This is a genomic window from Spirulina subsalsa CS-330 (genome assembly GCF_028330765.1).
Taxonomy (GTDB): Bacteria; Cyanobacteriota; Cyanobacteriia; order Cyanobacteriales; family Spirulinaceae; genus Spirulina; species Spirulina subsalsa_A.
Map to the genome: position 1 here is coordinate 1 of NZ_JAQMTY010000186.1, position 16,300 is coordinate 16,300.

At 54.3% G+C, this 16,300-nt stretch carries 18 protein-coding genes; 8 read left to right on the top strand and 10 right to left on the bottom strand.

Features of this window, described 5'->3' with window-relative positions; genetic code table 11:
* The 3 genes from PN477_RS13000 to PN477_RS13010 form a co-directional block, all read left to right on the top strand.
* Positions 1–204 (top strand): hypothetical protein (locus PN477_RS13000; protein ID WP_272147328.1); only part of this gene is annotated, 204 nt, incomplete at its 5' end.
* Positions 205–294: 90 nt separating this feature from the next.
* Entirely contained in the window at positions 295–891 is a 597-nt protein-coding gene (locus PN477_RS13005; RefSeq protein ID WP_272120184.1) for a Panacea domain-containing protein, read from the top strand.
* Positions 884–1,291, top strand: coding sequence for a hypothetical protein (locus tag PN477_RS13010; RefSeq protein WP_272120186.1), 408 nt, complete (start codon positions 884–886; stop codon positions 1,289–1,291). Before PN477_RS13005 ends, PN477_RS13010 begins: the two co-directional genes overlap by 8 nt.
* A 54-nt stretch (positions 1,292–1,345) precedes the next feature.
* Here PN477_RS13010 and PN477_RS13015 read toward each other — a convergent pair whose 3' ends face one another.
* The 3 genes from PN477_RS13015 to PN477_RS13025 are packed head-to-tail and all read right to left on the bottom strand — an operon-like array spanning position 1,346 to position 4,035.
* Complete coding sequence (locus PN477_RS13015) at positions 1,346–2,239, bottom strand: hypothetical protein (protein WP_272120188.1); 894 nt, start codon at positions 2,237–2,239, stop codon at positions 1,346–1,348.
* A gap of 50 nt (positions 2,240–2,289) precedes the next feature.
* Positions 2,290–3,363 carry a RuBisCO accumulation factor 1 gene (locus PN477_RS13020; RefSeq protein WP_272120189.1) on the bottom strand — a complete coding sequence of 358 codons (1,074 nt, stop codon included), beginning with the start codon at positions 3,361–3,363 and terminating at the stop codon, positions 2,290–2,292.
* Positions 3,364–3,417: 54 nt separating this feature from the next.
* On the bottom strand, positions 3,418–4,035 hold the full coding sequence (locus PN477_RS13025) for a hypothetical protein (protein WP_272120190.1): 618 nt from the start codon (positions 4,033–4,035) through the stop codon (positions 3,418–3,420).
* A gap of 286 nt (positions 4,036–4,321) precedes the next feature.
* Between PN477_RS13025 and PN477_RS13030 the strand changes: the two genes are divergently transcribed.
* Positions 4,322–4,900 carry a DUF2854 domain-containing protein gene (locus PN477_RS13030; RefSeq protein WP_272120193.1) on the top strand — a complete coding sequence of 193 codons (579 nt, stop codon included), beginning with the start codon at positions 4,322–4,324 and terminating at the stop codon, positions 4,898–4,900.
* On the opposite strand, the gene PN477_RS13035 is transcribed toward PN477_RS13030, so the two are convergent.
* The 3 genes from PN477_RS13035 to PN477_RS13045 form a co-directional block, all read right to left on the bottom strand.
* Positions 4,897–6,702 (bottom strand): serine/threonine-protein kinase, encoded by a 1,806-nt coding sequence (locus tag PN477_RS13035; RefSeq protein ID WP_272120195.1) that lies wholly within the window; start codon positions 6,700–6,702, stop codon positions 4,897–4,899. The two genes, PN477_RS13030 and PN477_RS13035, sit on opposite strands and share 4 nt — an antisense overlap.
* A 55-nt stretch (positions 6,703–6,757) precedes the next feature.
* Positions 6,758–7,138, bottom strand: coding sequence for a response regulator (locus tag PN477_RS13040; protein WP_272120196.1), 381 nt, complete (start codon positions 7,136–7,138; stop codon positions 6,758–6,760).
* Between the two features lie 411 nt (positions 7,139–7,549).
* A complete protein-coding gene (locus tag PN477_RS13045) occupies positions 7,550–8,611 on the bottom strand; it encodes a mannose-1-phosphate guanylyltransferase (RefSeq protein ID WP_272120197.1) in 1,062 nt (353 codons plus the stop codon).
* Positions 8,612–8,961: 350 nt separating this feature from the next.
* On the opposite strand from PN477_RS13045, the gene PN477_RS13050 reads away from it, so the two are divergent.
* Positions 8,962–10,293 carry an LCP family protein gene (locus PN477_RS13050; protein ID WP_272147329.1) on the top strand — a complete coding sequence of 444 codons (1,332 nt, stop codon included), beginning with the start codon at positions 8,962–8,964 and terminating at the stop codon, positions 10,291–10,293.
* Positions 10,290–10,814: a pentapeptide repeat-containing protein gene (locus PN477_RS13055; RefSeq protein WP_272120199.1), complete on the top strand. Its 525-nt coding sequence runs from the start codon at positions 10,290–10,292 to the stop codon at positions 10,812–10,814. The genes PN477_RS13050 and PN477_RS13055 overlap by 4 nt, the downstream gene beginning before the upstream one ends.
* A gap of 63 nt (positions 10,815–10,877) precedes the next feature.
* On the opposite strand, the gene PN477_RS13060 is transcribed toward PN477_RS13055, so the two are convergent.
* The 4 genes from PN477_RS13060 to PN477_RS13075 all read right to left on the bottom strand — a co-directional run bounded on the left by PN477_RS13060 (position 10,878) and on the right by PN477_RS13075 (position 15,374).
* A complete protein-coding gene (locus PN477_RS13060) occupies positions 10,878–11,510 on the bottom strand; it encodes a vWA domain-containing protein (protein WP_272120201.1) in 633 nt (210 codons plus the stop codon).
* A 24-nt stretch (positions 11,511–11,534) separates the two neighbouring features.
* Positions 11,535–13,784, bottom strand: coding sequence for a CHASE2 domain-containing protein (locus PN477_RS13065; protein WP_272120203.1), 2,250 nt, complete (start codon positions 13,782–13,784; stop codon positions 11,535–11,537).
* A 104-nt stretch (positions 13,785–13,888) separates the two neighbouring features.
* On the bottom strand, positions 13,889–14,797 hold the full coding sequence (locus PN477_RS13070; RefSeq protein ID WP_272120205.1) for a DUF928 domain-containing protein: 909 nt from the start codon (positions 14,795–14,797) through the stop codon (positions 13,889–13,891).
* Between the two features lie 148 nt (positions 14,798–14,945).
* Positions 14,946–15,374: a VOC family protein gene (locus PN477_RS13075; protein ID WP_272120207.1), complete on the bottom strand. Its 429-nt coding sequence runs from the start codon at positions 15,372–15,374 to the stop codon at positions 14,946–14,948.
* Between the two features lie 41 nt (positions 15,375–15,415).
* On the opposite strand from PN477_RS13075, the gene PN477_RS13080 reads away from it, so the two are divergent.
* Both PN477_RS13080 and PN477_RS20890 read left to right on the top strand, forming a co-directional pair.
* Positions 15,416–15,916, top strand: a complete 501-nt coding sequence (locus PN477_RS13080) for a GNAT family N-acetyltransferase (RefSeq protein ID WP_272120209.1) — start codon at positions 15,416–15,418, stop codon at positions 15,914–15,916.
* A gap of 253 nt (positions 15,917–16,169) precedes the next feature.
* On the top strand, positions 16,170–16,300 hold a 131-nt coding region (locus PN477_RS20890), incomplete at its 3' end, for a zinc ribbon domain-containing protein (protein ID WP_417158812.1).

Below are 16,300 nucleotides of genomic sequence, written 5' to 3' on the forward strand. Positions count from 1 at the left end.
GTGCATCCCAGTTATGCAATCCCTCACCCAACCCTCTCCCTCAGGAGAGGGCTTTTGGCTCCTTTCTCCTGCGGGAGAAGGGCTGGGGATGAGGGTGCTCCCTGGCGAGCCATGGGAATCTGCAAAAGTGGGATGCACCCTATCAATGCGATCGCAATCCTCAACACCCTTGAGATTCAGCAAGAAGTGTTGGCACAATGTTGATCTGTATTCAGTCGTCACGCTTGATTGACGATGGGTTTAAACGGGTTGCAGTGAATTACAATAAAGATGTACTCCATTTAGAGGAGTCGAATGATAGAGGATATTGTTTTCAGTTTTAATGATGTCAAAGCGACACAAGCAGCGGCGTTTTTCATTAAGCGTCAGGGTCAGCCGTCTATCAGTTATTTGGGGTTGCTGAAGATGCTGTATATCAGCGATCGCACATCCCTAGAGCGCAATGGGTATCCCATTACTGGCGATCAGTTTGTGTCCATGAAATATGGCCCCGTTTTAACTCGAATTTACGACTATGTGAAACCCCAAGGCGGACGGTCACATTCTGAATATTGGTCAGAATATATTGCCACAGTTTCCGCTCCCCATAATCCCGAAAAAAAAGTATTCGTGACGCTAATTGCTGACCCTGGAGATGATGAATTATCTCTCGATGAAGAAGCAATCATGGAATCAGTTTATCAAAAATTTGGATCTCTCAATCCCTTTGATGTAGCAGAATGGACGCACTCACTCCCAGAATGGATCGACCCCAAAACGCTCGATCAAAAAGTCGTTAATATCAGCGTCATTAATCTACTGCATTACTTAAAAATGTCTGATGAGCAAATTCAGCGGATCAAAGCAGTCGCTGAACGAGAACGCTATTTAGATGGGGTTCTCAATGGCTGATTTTTCGATCAACTTAGGAGATGTCTTTCTCCTCGATACGGGTGCATCTAAATATCATTGGTACATTGCGATCGCTCCTCTCTCGTCAGAAGAATTCATCTTTGTCAACGTCTCAACGTGGTACGAAGATAGTCCTACAAATGATCAAACCTGTATCCTCAGTCCTTCTAAAAGGATGCCGAGGTTCATCAGACGAAAATCATTTATCGCCTATCAATATGCTAGATCGTTTACAGCAAGTCAGTTAGAAAAGCTGATCGTACCAGATTCTGGAATCCCATATGCTACCCTTGAACGTTTAGCATTGAGACGCATTCAACAAGAAAGTTTAAACGCCACAAAACTCAAGAAAAAATATCTCAAAGCTCTGCAACAGTATCTGGGATTGCCTGAAGTTTAACTTGAGTTAGCTGACTTCACTGAATTCACAAATTTGACCATAATCGTAGCAGCATCACATCACGTTGATGCCGAATTGATGAAGCAGTTTAGGGAGATGATCATCGAGGGTTTGAATGTGATGGTCGGTGAGTTCGATTAGTTTGAAATTGTGGGCGTTGTAGAGGTCTTTTTTTTCGGCTTTGCGTTTTTGATAGGCCGGATCATCGAGATAACCCCAATATTCAAGATAGACTTTGCACGAGGGAATGTAAAAGTCGCAATACACCTCCGCTTCAATGGGTAAACGACGCTCGTAGGCGTGGACAATTTCCGCCATGTAGAGCCAATTATCAATCATCACTTCGGCTTTGGAACGTACCCAATGACCATCGGTGGTGCGGAATTTTGCACCGCTGCGAAAGGCTTCACGGAAGTTAGAGTCAGTCCGACGGGTTGGGGTGGCAGGGTTGAGAATGGGGGAAGGAGGTTCGGATTGGGGGGTGGGGTCTGGGCTGGGATCGGGTGCGGCGAGACTGGCTTCGTATTGGTTTTTTAAACTGGTGAGAAAGATGCGATTTTCGAGAATTTGAGCGTCCCAGAGCACATAGGTGTTCCCAGTTTTGGGGTGGCGGTGTTGGGTGGCTCCGAAGGCGAAACCCCGCTCGGTGGCAACCCAGCCGCCCCCCTCTTTTTCGAGGAGACCGAGTTCAGAAAAGAGGCGATTCACGGCATTGCGGTGAATGGTTTGGCCGGTGTCTTGGAGGGCTTTGCTGATCTGGGTGGCGGTGAGGCGATCGGGGGTGGGCGCTGGGGGGTCAATGGTGGGGGTGGGTTTCACGATCGCCCGTTCTCGCCTTGGTTTAGCGGGTTTGGATGGGGCTTGGGTTTTTTTCCAGCAGGAATAACAGAAGGGATGATCGGGGTTTTTAACGAGGTTGGTACAACCGGGACTGGAGCAGGGTTTCATCGGACAGTAGAGAAACAGGATAACGAAAATAGGATACAGCGCGATGGGGGTTAATCGTCCATTTGCCAGGGTTGGGTGAGGTTGCCTTCATCAAGGATGCGTTTGGGGCGGAGGATGAGGACGATTTGGCCGAGGATGGGGACGGTGGGGGCTTCGCTGAACCAGTGCAGTTCGGCGCGATCGCCCTGATCCGTGAGCCAATAGGCATTGCTCTGCCAGTCTTGAACGGCGCGATCGACAATCACCACCACCTCTTCGGTGGGGCCATCGGGGGCGTTGGGGAGTTCGTCACTGCGGCAGAGGATGGCGATCGCATCTTGGGCCTTGAGCACCGCTTGCCAGCCGGGAATCGGCACACATTGCGTCGGGGTTGTGATTGTCGCAATCCGGAACGGTTCCACTTCTTCAATCGCGTTCACCCCCTGGATTTGGGCCGCGGTTAAGGGCATGGAACCCGCGACGGGGATGAGGCGGGGGAGTTCGTCTTCTTGTTCTAAGCGAAAGAGGGGGAGGAGGGGCGCTCGCTGCATGGGGGTGACGGTGAAGTCACTGAGGAGGGCTTCAATTTGGCGGCGGGCACTGTCGGAATGGGCGAACTTTAACCCCTGGGCGATGAGGCGCGATCGCTCCTGAAGATCCTTCTTCGCCCGCGCCAATCGCCACGCCTGATAGGCCACCGCATCCCCCGGATGGGTCGTGAAGCCGGTGGGAATCGTGCCGGACTTGCCAAAGGCTTTCATGGCTTGGGCCAGTTGCCGCGCTTCGTCCACATCTAGGCGTTTTTCCATTGCCAACGCCGCCGCCGCCAAGCGTTGGGACTGGTTTAAGACCCGCAATTCATAGAGCACATCACTGCGCGGCCCTTGGCAATAGGTTAAAAGATCGGCGGCGGCTTCCTGTTGGACGAGGCTATCGAAGACCTGGGCGGCGACAATGGTGAGGTTTTGATAGGCGGCTTCGATGCCGGTTTCAGAAAAAATGCTTTGGGCAGAATAGCCCGCTTTTTGCAATTGCTGACACCCTTTACCCCAGTCCACCCAACTGCCTTCTTTGCGTCGGAGTTGTTGCAAGAGGGCTTTCACTTCGTCGTCGCTGGGGGGCGTGCTTTGGGGAGAAAATTGCATGATCATTCTGAGAGGAGGCTCCAGATCCGATCATACCCCGTTGTGGGGAGGGATTCACGGGGATACGGGCGCTGTGATCGGGCGGATGTCTGAGAGGTTCTGCTCTTGGATAAATTCGGAGGCGGCGGGCTTGAGGCGATAGTCTAACCAGAAAAAGCTACTGCCAAAGAGAGCGATCGCCCCCACGAGACAGCCCGCCAACATCCGCACTCGCGATCGCAACTGTGCCATTTCAAGGCGATAGAGGTTCATTTCCCGGCGATAGGTGAGGGCTGTGGCGGGGGGCAGGGCATTTAATTCTCGTAAAGCGTCTAATTCTTGGGCGGCGGCAATGTCAATGGTCTGGAGGGGCGGGTCGGGTTCTGGTTCAAACGCCACCAAGGAATGCAGCCAACGGGTGATTAACGTCGCGCCGTTTTTTTGAAACCACCACATTCCCACCCGGCGGGCAATGGGACGCGACCCCCAAAAGATGGAGCGGAGAACGGGATGGAGCGATCGCACCTGGATGTGATGGTGCAAAATATTCGCCGTGCCAATGCTGTAGAGGCGATCGAGGATGTATTTCACGGTGACCTCTTCCCGCTCAACCAATTGCTGCAAGGTCAGCGCGATATCCCGCACATTTTCCTGTTCCTGTTGTTCCTGTTCTGGCGATTTAGCACCGGGCACAATCAACTCCCTCGCATTGGGTTTCGCAGCATTAGACTCTACTCCCTAGGCTATGGATATTTTCCGAGGCTGTCAATTTTCCTGTTACAGGACTTTGCAAACCCTTCCCAGAATGCGGTATCACTGAGGACTATAGCAATCCTAAGCAATCCTCAATCAGATCGAAACAGGCAAGGGGCTGAAGCCCCTTGTTTCTCAAGGCTAAGGGTTTCAAACTCAAATAGGATTGCCATGGCATCATTATTGATCATCAAAATTCATTAGTTTTTAAGGACGGGTCTGGATCATGTTGGGTAAATTTTCGTTAGCGCGATTTGGGTTAGTGGTGGGGGGATTGCTGACCCTCGGCGGGTTTGTGGCCTATGGGTTGGGGAAACCGACGTTAAATTTGATTGGGTTTTTCTATGGGATTCCGGTGTTGTTGGGGGGGTTAGCACTGCGGGCGGCGGAATTGCGCCCCACGCCCTACCGGGAAGCCACAACGCCAGAGATTGAAGCCCTGCGCGATCGCCAAGCCACCGCCACCCAAAACCAGATTCGCAAGGATGTCACCCGCTACCGCTACGGCCAAGAAGCCCATTTAGATGAATCCCTCGAACGCTTGGGGTTGAGTCCCAGTGATGATGAGCGGCCCATTTTGCAATCGCTGTTAGAGACGGAAATTGATGGGGCCTATGCCTTGGTGTTGGAGTTTAGTTCGCCGTTTGTGGGGCTGGAGATTTGGCAGGAACGCCAAGAGGCGATCGCGAAATTCTTTGGCCCGGATATTCGTGTCACCCTTGAACCCGATCCCGACGATGAAGATGGGGTTTTTGTCGCCTTGATCGCCACCCCGCCCGCTGCCGTCTCGGCCACGGAGGCCTAATCCCCTGATCCCAGCATCCAGATCCGGATCGTCTTATCCTCCGATCCGGTGACGAGCCACTGTTCGCGGCGATGGAGCGCGATCGCAGTCACCGCCCGATCATGGCCCGTCAAGGTTTGCACCGTTGCCCCCGTGCCCGGATGCCAGAGGGTGATCGTCCCGTCCTCATGGCCACTGATGCAGAGATTGCCCTGGGGATGGAGGGCGATCGCGGTAATCCCTGCCCCAACGGATTGCCAGGACTGCACCGCTTGACCCGTCTGCACTTGCCACACCCGGATCGTCCCGTCGAGGCTGCCACTGTACAGCAATTGCCCGCTAGGACTGAAACAGAGGGCGGTGACGGTGTGATCATGGCCCGTCAGGGTGTGGCGCAGGGTTCCGGTTTGGCCGTCCCAGAGTTTAATCGTGCGATCGGCGCTGCCACTGGCGAGGATCTGACCTGTTGGGCTGAGTTGCATGGATGCAATCGCCCCTTCATGGCCGGTTAAACTGTGGTGAATCGTACCCGTTTCCCGTTCCCACACCTGAATCACCTGATCCGCCCCGCCACTGGCCACCCGCTGCCCATCAGGCCACACCACCAACGTTGTCACCCATCCCGTATGGAGTTGATGCACCGCCACGGTTTCGCCCCCGTCCCAGCAGCGCACCGTATAGTCCCAACTGCCACTCAGCCATTGCTCCGTTTGGGGCACATATTGCACCGCCGTCACAATGCTGCGATGGCCGGGATAGTCTTGGGCGATGGGGTTGAGGGTATCAGCATCGAGAAACCACGATCGCACCCGACAGTCCGCGCCGCCGCTAAGGATTTGGGGCAAAACGGGATGAACAGCGATCGCGTTCACCCCCCCTACTCCCGTCAAGATCTGCCGACAGTGCCAACCGGGGCGCGTCGTCACCACATCCGGCGGCGAAAGGGTAATCGTCGGCAGGGTTTGGCCCGCGTGGAGGGCTTCGTAGGCCGTTGCCGCTGAGGAGAAGCGATCGCTCGGAGCCTCCGCCACCAAGCGAGTCAACACCGCCACCAACACCGCCAACGCTTCATCCTCCGGTTGGGTTAAATAGTCCGTCCATCGCGCCAATCCCCCCAAACCGCTGATCAGGTCAAAGGGCTGCACCCCCGTCAACAGATGAATTCCCACCAGCCCCACACTATATAAATCACTGGCCGGAATCGCCTTGCCCCGCAACTGTTCCGGCGCAATATAAGCCGCCGACCCCACCACCGTCCCCGTCGTTGCTAGGGTTGTTTTTCGCGTCACCGTCGCCGCGCTGAAATCCAGCAGCACCAGCGTTCCGTTTGCCTGACGACGTAGATTCTGGGGGTTAATGTCCCGGTGAATTAAGCCCGCAGCGTGAAGCGCCTGCAACAGGGGCAAAATGTCATCGAGAAACTGCACCACCTGCGCCACCGTGCCGAGTTCTTGATCAATGGGCGTGCCGGTGATGAAGTCTTGGATCAGGGTGGGGCGAAAATTAGCGATCGCCGGAGCCGTCTCGAAATAGTCCAAAATACGCGGCAATTGGGGATGTTCTCCCCAGGATCTGAGCCGCTCCACCAGCGATCGCACCGTGTCAAGATCACGTTCAGCGGTCTGCTTGAGTAAACAGGCCGACATAGGTTCCGGCGCGAGACAATCCTGGCCGCGAAAGGTGCGACCCTGGCCCCCCGCGCTGAGGTCTTCCAGGGCAATGTAGCGATCGCCCAACCGCAACGACGACCCACAGCCCACACAAAAGCGATGGTGTGGTGCATTCTGTCGGTGGGTGCATTGGGGGTTGAGGCACAACGCCATGGCAAGCTTGAACTGCGATCGCTTCTAGTATGCCATTGTCCGGATCATGGGGCGATTATGCGATCGGTTCCACCGGATGCAGCAACCGGCGAATCGTCTGGAGCAATTGGCGCGGCTTAAACGGTTTGCACAGATAGGCATCCGCCCCCTGGTCAAGCCCCTCGGATTGCGCCGTGAGCGAATCCTGCGTTGAACAGAGAATCACTTGAATCGCTTGGGTACGGCGATTATTTTTCAAAAACCGACAGACTTCATACCCATTGAGATGGGGCATAATCACATCCAAAATAATCACATCCGGTAACTCTTTGCGCACCTCTTTGAGGGCATCTAAACCATTGCCCACCGCTGTCACCGTGAACTGTTGAGTCATCAACCAATGGGTAATCAGATGACGCTGAGTGCGGCTATCTTCCACGACGAGGATATGAGCCATCGAATCCCTAGACCAAAATGTGAATTACATACAGCATCCGAACCTAGCCAGAACTATCAGGGATAATTCGGTGCATGATCCAGCGATGAACCCTAATCTGCATCGTCGGCGCAATGATTTGCGCGTGATTCTATCTTTAAAGTTTAACTCAGGTCGATGACCCCAGAAGTCCTGAACGAGCTTGGCTGTATTCTAAAGGAATGCCCTGAAATCAGCCTCGGCCGAATCACTCAACCTGAAACCAGTACAGCTTGTTCAGAAATCATCATGTACAGACTCAGAAGCCCCTCGCCCCGTGGGAGAGGGGTTTGGGGTGAGGGCTATGAGTGAGCAAGTTGTACTGCTTCAGATTGAGTTTAAAAAGTGCAACGATTTATCAATTTTTTAGTCATCACTTCATGTTCTGAAATGTTAGAGCAGTTTTTCTAAGCTTGGATTGCCCTGCATTTGTTTGAGCATTGCTTTAATGTCTTGGGTGCGACTTTTATGCACGATTAGCGTGGCATTGCGATCGCGCACCACCACCACATCTTCTAAGCCGATGGTCACCACCACCTCATCCGGGTCACTGTTATAGATGATCGCCCCTGTGGTATCTGCGCCCAAATGTTGGCCAATCACCACATTGTCGCCCTGTTTTTCATTCAACCGTTCCAAGGCATTCCAATCACCAAGATCATCCCATCCAAAATCCGCCGGCAACACATAGGCCAATTGGGTTTTTTCCATCAAAGCATAGTCAATACTTTTCTTTTCCAAGGTTCCGTAGGCCGCTTTCCCCTGACGGCGGAGGGGTTCGAGGATTTCGGGGGCGTGCTGGGCGAGTTCCGCTAGCACCACGGCGGCGCGGAAAATGAACATCCCACTATTCCAGCTAAACCGGCCCGTGTTGATAAACTCTTGAGCCGTGGCCGCGTCGGGTTTTTCCGTGAACCGTGACACTTTGAACACATCAAGATCCCCATGGGTTCCGGCGCGATCGCCCTGCTCAATGTAGCCGTAGCCCGTGGAGGCATAGCCCGGCTGAATCCCCAGGGTGACGATCGCCGCCTGACTCGTCGCCAATTCCCCGGCGGCGGTTAAGGTCTGTTGATATTTCGCCTGATCGCCAATCCAATGATCCGCCGGAAAAAAGCCAATCAAGGCATCCTCACCGTACCGTTTCGCAATCTCCAACGTGGCCCAGGCCACAGCGGGGGCGGTGTCGCGGCCTTCGGGTTCCACCAGGAGATTCGCCGCCGGCAGTTCCGGTAACTGTTCGCGCACGCCATCGGCCACCAGCGCCGAGGTGATCACCCACAGTTGATCCCAGCCTCCCGCCATCGGCAGCAGGCGATCCGCTGTGGCTTGCAAGAGACTGCGATCGCTCCCATCTAAACAGAGAAATTGCTTCGGACGGTGGCGACGGCTCAACGGCCAAAAGCGCTCCCCCTTCCCCCCTGCCAAAATCACCGGAATTAAAGATTGAGTCATAACTAAAATTCGCCGTTCTCGAATGCTCCCATCCTATCCTTTCGGGAGTCGTTCGCTGGCTGCGATCGCCGGGAAATCTCGAAAAAAAATCCGGAAACAATTCGCAACGAACGCTATAATGCGCCATGAGTAGCAATGTTTCTCGGTATCTAGTGTGTCTGTCATCGTTGATGTCCCTAGAGAACTGAATTGTGGTGGTGAGGTTAAGTGTGAATAACAGCGTGAAAAGCCGTTCTCAAGATAGGACTAGTGTGATCACAAGCGATAAAGTCAGTTCTGGGTCCGATCAACAGACCACCGAGGTATCAACTCCAGTCAAACCATCCCCCCAGACCCGCCCCGCCATTCCGGTGGGTAAACGGATACTCTGGAGCAGTGCATTTTTAATCACCGCCAGTATTTCGGCGACCGTCGGGGCCACCGTTGCCATGGTCAGCCCCCTCCCCTCCGCTTTGAAAATGTTCAACGTCACGGATGAAATCGCCGCCGCTGGCCCCTCTCACAGCGAAGCCGCATCGTCCCAGCATGGGCAAATTCCGGCCATGTTCGAGTATAAAATCGAACGCCCGGTCAATATCTTAGTCATGGGAATCGATCGCGTCCCCGATGCTGAAGTGGGCAGCGAGGAAGCCTTTGAAGGCCATACGGACACCATGATTCTGATGCGCTTCGACCCGACGGATCAATCGGTGCGGATGTTGTCTGTGCCCCGCGACACCCAAGTCTTGATCCCCGATGTGGGGACAACCAAAATCAATGATGCCAATGTCTACGGCGGCGCACGGCTGGCGATGGATGTGGTGGGCGAAACCCTCAACGGGGTCACGATTGATCGCTATGTGCGAGTCACCAATGATGCGTTTCGGGAATTGGTGGATCTCGTCGGTGGGATTGAGGTGTTTGTGCCGCGCCCCATGGTTTACGAGGACAAAACCCAGGGGTTAACCATTGATTTGCGCAAGGGTTGGCAAACCCTAGACGGCGACGAGGCGGAACAGTTTGCCCGGTTCCGGATGGATGAATATGGTGATATTGGCCGGGTGCAACGGCAACAGGTGCTGCTCAAGGCAATGCGCGAACGGCTTCAGAGTCCGGCGGTGTTGCCGCGCTTGCCGAAGGTGGTGCAGCGGATGCTGTCCTTTGTGGATACGGATTTGAGCATGGAGGAGTTGCTCGCCTTGGTCAACTTCGGGATGGCGTTGGACAAAGAAGCGGTGAAAATGGTGCTGCTGCCGGGTCGTTTTAGCGAGGAATTTGAGTTTGAAGGGGTGAGCTATTGGATTATGTCCCATCCGGGGCGCGATCGCGTCATGCAAGACTTCTTTGAAGTGGAACCGGGCTATGACATGGGCGATCGCTCCCTCCAATCCGTGCGCATCGGCCTGCAAAACGCCACCAGCGATCCAGACCTCCTCACCCAAGCCGCCGACTACCTCGCAGCCCAGGGCTTTCGCAATGTGTTTTATTCCCAGTCCAAATCGCCCCGCCTCCTGCGCCAAAGTGAAATCATCGTGCAACAGGGCAACACCGATGCCGCCGATGCGATCCAAGATGCCCTCGGTTTTGGGGTCATCCAAGCCGATTCGACGGGGGATCTCGCCTCAGAAATTACCATTCGGGTAGGGTCTGATTGGTTTGATCAACTCCCTGCCGCCGAGGAGTCCACAGACGAGGAATTATGAAGCAAGGGTTACGACGGCTCATCATCGTGGTATTGCTGGGGGTGCTCACCCTCGGCTGGTGGTTGTTAGAGGCGCAGCCGGCCTGGGCCGCGCCGCCCCGTGACCCCAATGCCAATGCCGTGAACTATACCCTCACGGATGTGAGTGGCCGCGACTTTTCTGGGCAAAACCTGGCGGGGTCATCCTTTGCCGGTGCAGAAGTACGGCAGGCGAATTTTCACGGAGCGAACCTATCGGGATCAATCCTTACCAAAGCGGTGTTTGAGGAGTCGGATCTCTCCGGGGCCAACCTGAATAAAAGTTTTGCCGATCGCGTCACCTTCAATGGTGCGGATCTCACCAACGCGATTTTCACCGAAGCGATCGCCACTAGCACCCACTTTTACCAAGCCACGATCACCGGAGCCGACTTCACCGACACCATCCTCGATCGCTACGAAATCGTCCAACTCTGCAAACGCGCCGATGGGGTGAATCCCGTCACCGGAGTCGCCACCCGCGACAGCCTCAACTGCCGCTAATTCAGGAAATTGAGTCAACAACCCCACCCACAAGGGGATGGGGTATCAGGGTTCAAAAAAGAGTTACAATTCTCTGAAGTTGGCAGTAACATGACTTATTTGAGCATACGCATCTTTAATGCCTTGATTTGTTGCTGCAAAATCAAAAGAGTTCTTGGCATCAATCCCAATCTTCGTAGCTTCTGAAAAAGCATCCTGGTTAGCTGCGAGAAAAATGAATTCCCATGAATATTGTTCTCTCTGGTGGCTGATCATTTCCTTGATTTTTGACTGATTATATTGAGTGCTTGCGTTTTCATGTCCATCTGTTAAGATGACAACAATAACTTTTTCGGGTTTGTTTTTTTCAGGCGTATGTGCCAATCTTTTGCCTGTAGCATCCAATGTTTTACCGATCGCATCAAGTAAAGCTGTTGCTCCTCTGGGAATAAAAACGTTTTTATCAATGGGATCAACAGCCTTCAACGGTTTATTTTCATGAACAACCTCATATTCTGTATCAAACTGAATATAGGTTAGGTTGGCTTCGCTTGGCAGTTTTTTCTGTTCTTCCAGAAAAGCGTTAAAGCCTCCAATAGCATCGCTTTTGATGCTGTTCATAGAACCGGATCGATCAATAATACAAATAATCTCTGCAAATCCTGGCTTCATCTCGACATCTCCCTTTTGTCTATGTACAAATTTTTTAAAAATCACAGCATAGCCTCAGCATAACATCAGCTACCCCTGAGCCGTTTGATAAAGTTGCTCCATCACCTTCAAGACCGCAGGAGGACGGGAGGTAAAGAGGATGAAAAAGGTGTTAGCCTCGCTAGGTTCATCGACTACTTTGGCGTAGATGTCATCACTACCGGCGGGGTCATCGGGGAGATCGGGGATGGCGAGTTTGATGTTGGTGAGGGGTTCGGGTTTAGTGGCGATCGCATCCCCGTCTAACCGGACTTCAGCCCCCTTTTCCGACAGTTGCACCACTTGGCCTGGAGTTTGTTCTGTACTGATATGTTTGCCATCAAGGGCCGTGAAAAAGAGGGTGAATGGTGGGGCCAAGGGATAATATTGCTCCTGCACCTTGGGTAAATAGAGGTTGTAGGGCGCACCGATGCCGCCGATCGTGTAGATCGTGATCGGATTTTTCACCCCCTTGGGCATCACCTCCATCGTGCCGTCGATTTGGATATCCGCCCCGGCTTCCTTCAGGGTGGGTTCTGAGGTGAGGACTTGGCCGCCCGTGGTGTAGGACTCGATCCGGTAGGTGAGATTCACTTGAGAGCCGACAACCCCGTATTTCGTGCGCTTTTCGGAACCGATATTCCCCACCACCACTTCGCCGGTATTGATCCCGATGCCCATTTCCAACTTCGGCAGGCCCCAGGCTTCAATCTGCACATTGATTTCCGCCATCGCCAACTGCATCGCAAGGGCGCAGGCGATCGCCCGCCGTGCATCGTCCTCCCGCTCCGTCGGCGCACCGAACAGCACCAAAATCCCATCCCCCATAAATTCATCAATCGTGCCTTGATATTGGGTGATGATGTCCGCCATATAACTCAGGTAGAAGTTGAGAATCTTCACCACTTCTTCCGGGGGGAGCCGTTCCGATAATGCCGTAAAACCCCGTAAATCCGACGTGAGGATCGTAATCTTGCGCCGTTCGCCCCCCATTTTCAGCCCTTCGGGGTTTTCCAGCAGCGTTGACACCACCTCGGCGGTGAGGTAGCGGCCAAAGGTGCGCCGAATATCCCCCGCCGTCCGTGCCACATAGGCTGTAATCCCCACCGTCGCCGCCATGAAACCCAGCAACGGCGGCACAACGGGAATCCACCAAGATTGCATCAACGCCCCATAACTACTGCCGATCAACAGCACCGCCGCCCCGCCTTGAATGGATGCGACTTTCAAAATGCCGATGCGATTTTTTTCCACATGGCGCAATGACCAGGCCGCGATCGCGCCGGTACTCGTCCAGAGGATGATCCAGAGGATTTCGAGGGGTTCGGGCCAGGTGCGGATTAAGGCGCGATCGTTCAGCACCGCGCTGAGGAGTTGGCTCGTCATTTGGGCGTGAACTTCCACCCCCGGCATCAGTTCCGGGGAGGCGAGTAAATGGTTACCGTAGGGGGTCATGAATTGATCGCGGGCCGTCGCGCCCACAGCCCCAACGAGGATGATCCGATCCGTGGCCCAGCCATCGGGTAAGTTCCCCTCTAACACAGTGGAAAAGGAAACACGCTCAATGGTTTGCGCCCCGCCTTGGTAGTTGAGCAAAATCTGATAACCGCCGTCATCGGTGCGGATATAGCCGCCATCGTAGCGTTGGAAGGGCTTTAAGACGGTTTCGCCAATTTGCCACCAATTGTCTGTATTCGGGGCAATATCGATCAATTTGCCCTCTGCTTCGAGGTAACGTCCGGCGAGGAAAAGGCTCAGGGTAGGGATAATCTCGCCCTCTGGGGTTTGCACATTCACCAAGGCACGACGCACCACCCCATCGGAATCAAGGATCACATCATTGGCGCTCACTTGGCCGCGTTCTTGGAGGGCGGGGGGAGGATCGACGGTTTCGAGTTCGCTATCCCCGGCGACTTTTTGAATGCCGATCAGGTTGGGGGTGGTTTCAAAGATTGCGATGAGGTCTTCGGAGCCGGGATCGATGGGTTGATCGCGATAGTCATCGAGGCCAATGACGCGGGGATTTTGTTGGCGGAGTTCGCGGATCACTTCGGCATAATACCCGTCGGGAATGACCACTTTGCCGAGGTTGCGATAGTCGTCTTCGGTCATGCCGACGATCGCAATCCGAGCATCGGGGGGTTCCGTGGGCCGTAGCCGCAAAAATTGGTCATATACCGCCAACTCCCACCCCTGGAGCAGGCCCGCCCACCGCACGAGAATCACCAACAGTGACGCAGAGGGGGCGGCGACGACAACCCCGCGCCAATGCCAGAGGGTTTGTTTAAGCTGATTCCACATGATTCGGCGGCTGAAGGGTGTTATTGATCAAAACAAGGGATGGCGCGATCGCACCCTCCCCATCGTAAGTCTTAACGCCATCGAAAACGTCCCCGTTTCCCAGCCTAGGCCTCAGGGTCAGATTCGATAAAACATTGCGGGTCCCAATTGGCATCGGCCTGGGGCGAATTCGGATTCACCTCATCCTCCGCAAAGGGTACATCAGCTAAACAGCCCAGTTCCTGCGACGCTAAAAACTCCACCCAGTCACTACGATCGAACTGGCGCAACTGAGCTGAAAACTGTAACGCTTCGTTCCAATAGGCTTGGTTCGCGTAGGCGGTGGCCTGTTGTTTCAGTTCACCAGCATTCAAGGTGGTGGGGTCGGGAATTGTTGCACCAGCGGTACAACCGAGGGGGCTGCCGTCTTCAAGACTGCACGAAATCAAGCCGCTAATCACTTCTTCATTGCCAACGCTGTTTTCACAGAGCATCGCCAGCGTCCATTCGTACACGGCCCCGGCTTCGAGGTTGACCCCTTCGAGGCGATAGTTGACGATGCGCGGGCCGGTGGTGGTGCTTTCGGGGGCGGGCAAAATGTTCGCGTACACTTCTTCGTAGCGGTAGCGGGTGCGGCCGGTGGGGTTGGCGATGGGGGTGCGTTTTTGGACGACGATTTCCACGCCGGACGAACTGTTGCGAGGCATATAGATCGTCAGGGTGGGGTCAGGGTTGAGGCTGGTGCCGATGTTGCTGATCGGCATCAGGGCCGTGAGCGGGGTGAGGGGGTCAAGTTCGCCGTCGCCGTTGAGGTCGGCTAGTTTGGCCACACAGGCTTCGGAGCCGCGCTTGGGCGCTCCCCCGGCGGTGCGTTGGGGTGCGCCGCTGCCGGAGGGGGTGGAGGAGGGGAAGCCCAAACTGAGCAGCAGCGGGTCGAGGGGATTGGCTTGGGCGGGGAGGATGAAACTGGGAAGGCTGAGGCTTAGGAGGGTGGGGGCGATCGCAAGCCAGCGCAGTGGAGTTTTAAAAGCCATGATTCTCACCGTAGGGCAGAGTGTGAATGTAATGTCATCGTTCGTTTTAAGGATAACCTTTGGTTTTTGTGAATCCAGGGTGATCGGGGACAATTTCAAACAGTGAACCCTCTGGATTCTGGATGGGTTGCGATCGCACCCCTCAGCGTTAGGATTGTCCCTCAGCAAGCTGCCGTAAGACTTCAATCGGCAAGCGATCGCAGTCTTGAATAAACGCAACCTCATAGACGCTCTGGCCAATCATTTGTTGCTCTGGCGGTAATAAGATTGATAACTCATGCCCGATCGCGGCGAATCGGGGTGTGATCTCCGCCAGCCACGCGCTGAGGCTGGGAGCCGCATCGGTCAGGTCAAAGGAGAGGTGATAGTAGCCCACATAATGCTCGTCCCCAAAGGCATCGGGGGCGGGCTGGGGTTCGGGGATTTGGATCAGTTCGAGCCGCCCCTGTTGCCCCGTCAGCCAACAGGCGAGGGTGTAGCCCGTGGTGAAGCGATCGCTCACCGTAAACCCCAGAATTTCGTAGAATGCGATCGCCCGATGAATATCCGCCGTGCGAATTGAAACATGGTGTAGCATTGAAACCTCCTCACCCGCTCATTGTGCCAGTCACCACACCTATGCTAATTGCTCACACCCCTCGCCTGTGTTTACGCCGCTTTCGCTCGGAGGATCTTGACTCCTTGGCGTTGATCTTGAGTGATCCGGCGGTGATGTATTTTTCCCGCACCCGTCAACCCCTCAGCCGCGCCGAAGCCGCTGACTTGATCCACCACCAGAGCCGCCTAAATCATCCCAATGGACTCTATGCCGTCACGGCCCAGGCTTCGGGCGAATTACTCGGCTATTGTGGCCTGATTCATCAACAGATCGACGGCCACACCGAGATCGAAATCGGCTACCGTTTGGGGCGATCGCACTGGGGCCAAGGGTTCGCCACCGAGGCCGCCTGTGCCGTGCGCGACCATGCCGCCCGTCTTGGGATTCCCCGCGTCATTTCCCTCATCGAGGCGGACAATGGGCGATCGCGCCGCGTCGCCGAAAAAGTCGGGATGCAGTGGCAGCGCGAAATTGTGATTGATGCGATCGTCGTGCAGGTCTACCAAAAAGTATTGCATTGATCCACCTATGGCGAATTACGAAACGATGAGAACACCACCTCTCCATTATCTTAAATGTGCAAAGAAGACTCCCACTATAAAGCGAGTCCGAGTAGAGTTACCGAAGGTAACGGCGGACATGCCTTTTAGTGGCGAGATGAATTTGCACCAACAAACAAATCGAGCGACAGCGAGTCCTTTAATTGAATTTTTGCCATTTTGTATGATAGTTTGATATGCTATTCCTGGGGAAGATTAAAACTTCAAACTCAAAATACAGTCGGTAGCTGAAAAGTTTGGCTGTATCGTTTTAGCAGTTAACCCTAAATATACATCCCAAACTTGCTCAAATTGTAGTCATGTTGACTCCGCTAGTCGGAATCCAGAAAAGTTTGTTTGGACTCA

What these genes read in the sequence shown, in the direction of transcription:
- PN477_RS13005 (WP_272120184.1), top strand. Translation starts at nt 295, where the DNA reads ATGATAGAGGATATTGTTTTCAGTTTTAATGATGTCAAAGCGACACAA.
- PN477_RS13010 (WP_272120186.1), top strand. Translation starts at nt 884, where the DNA reads ATGGCTGATTTTTCGATCAACTTAGGAGATGTCTTTCTCCTCGATACG.
- PN477_RS13015 (WP_272120188.1), bottom strand. Translation starts at nt 2,239, where the DNA reads ATGAAACCCTGCTCCAGTCCCGGTTGTACCAACCTCGTTAAAAACCCC.
- PN477_RS13020 (WP_272120189.1), bottom strand. Translation starts at nt 3,363, where the DNA reads ATGCAATTTTCTCCCCAAAGCACGCCCCCCAGCGACGACGAAGTGAAA.
- PN477_RS13030 (WP_272120193.1), top strand. Translation starts at nt 4,322, where the DNA reads ATGTTGGGTAAATTTTCGTTAGCGCGATTTGGGTTAGTGGTGGGGGGA.
- PN477_RS13035 (WP_272120195.1), bottom strand. Translation starts at nt 6,702, where the DNA reads ATGGCGTTGTGCCTCAACCCCCAATGCACCCACCGACAGAATGCACCA.
- PN477_RS13040 (WP_272120196.1), bottom strand. Translation starts at nt 7,138, where the DNA reads ATGGCTCATATCCTCGTCGTGGAAGATAGCCGCACTCAGCGTCATCTG.
- PN477_RS13045 (WP_272120197.1), bottom strand. Translation starts at nt 8,611, where the DNA reads ATGACTCAATCTTTAATTCCGGTGATTTTGGCAGGGGGGAAGGGGGAG.
- PN477_RS13055 (WP_272120199.1), top strand. Translation starts at nt 10,290, where the DNA reads ATGAAGCAAGGGTTACGACGGCTCATCATCGTGGTATTGCTGGGGGTG.
- PN477_RS13065 (WP_272120203.1), bottom strand. Translation starts at nt 13,784, where the DNA reads ATGTGGAATCAGCTTAAACAAACCCTCTGGCATTGGCGCGGGGTTGTC.
- PN477_RS13070 (WP_272120205.1), bottom strand. Translation starts at nt 14,797, where the DNA reads ATGGCTTTTAAAACTCCACTGCGCTGGCTTGCGATCGCCCCCACCCTC.
- PN477_RS13075 (WP_272120207.1), bottom strand. Translation starts at nt 15,374, where the DNA reads ATGCTACACCATGTTTCAATTCGCACGGCGGATATTCATCGGGCGATC.
- PN477_RS13080 (WP_272120209.1), top strand. Translation starts at nt 15,416, where the DNA reads ATGCTAATTGCTCACACCCCTCGCCTGTGTTTACGCCGCTTTCGCTCG.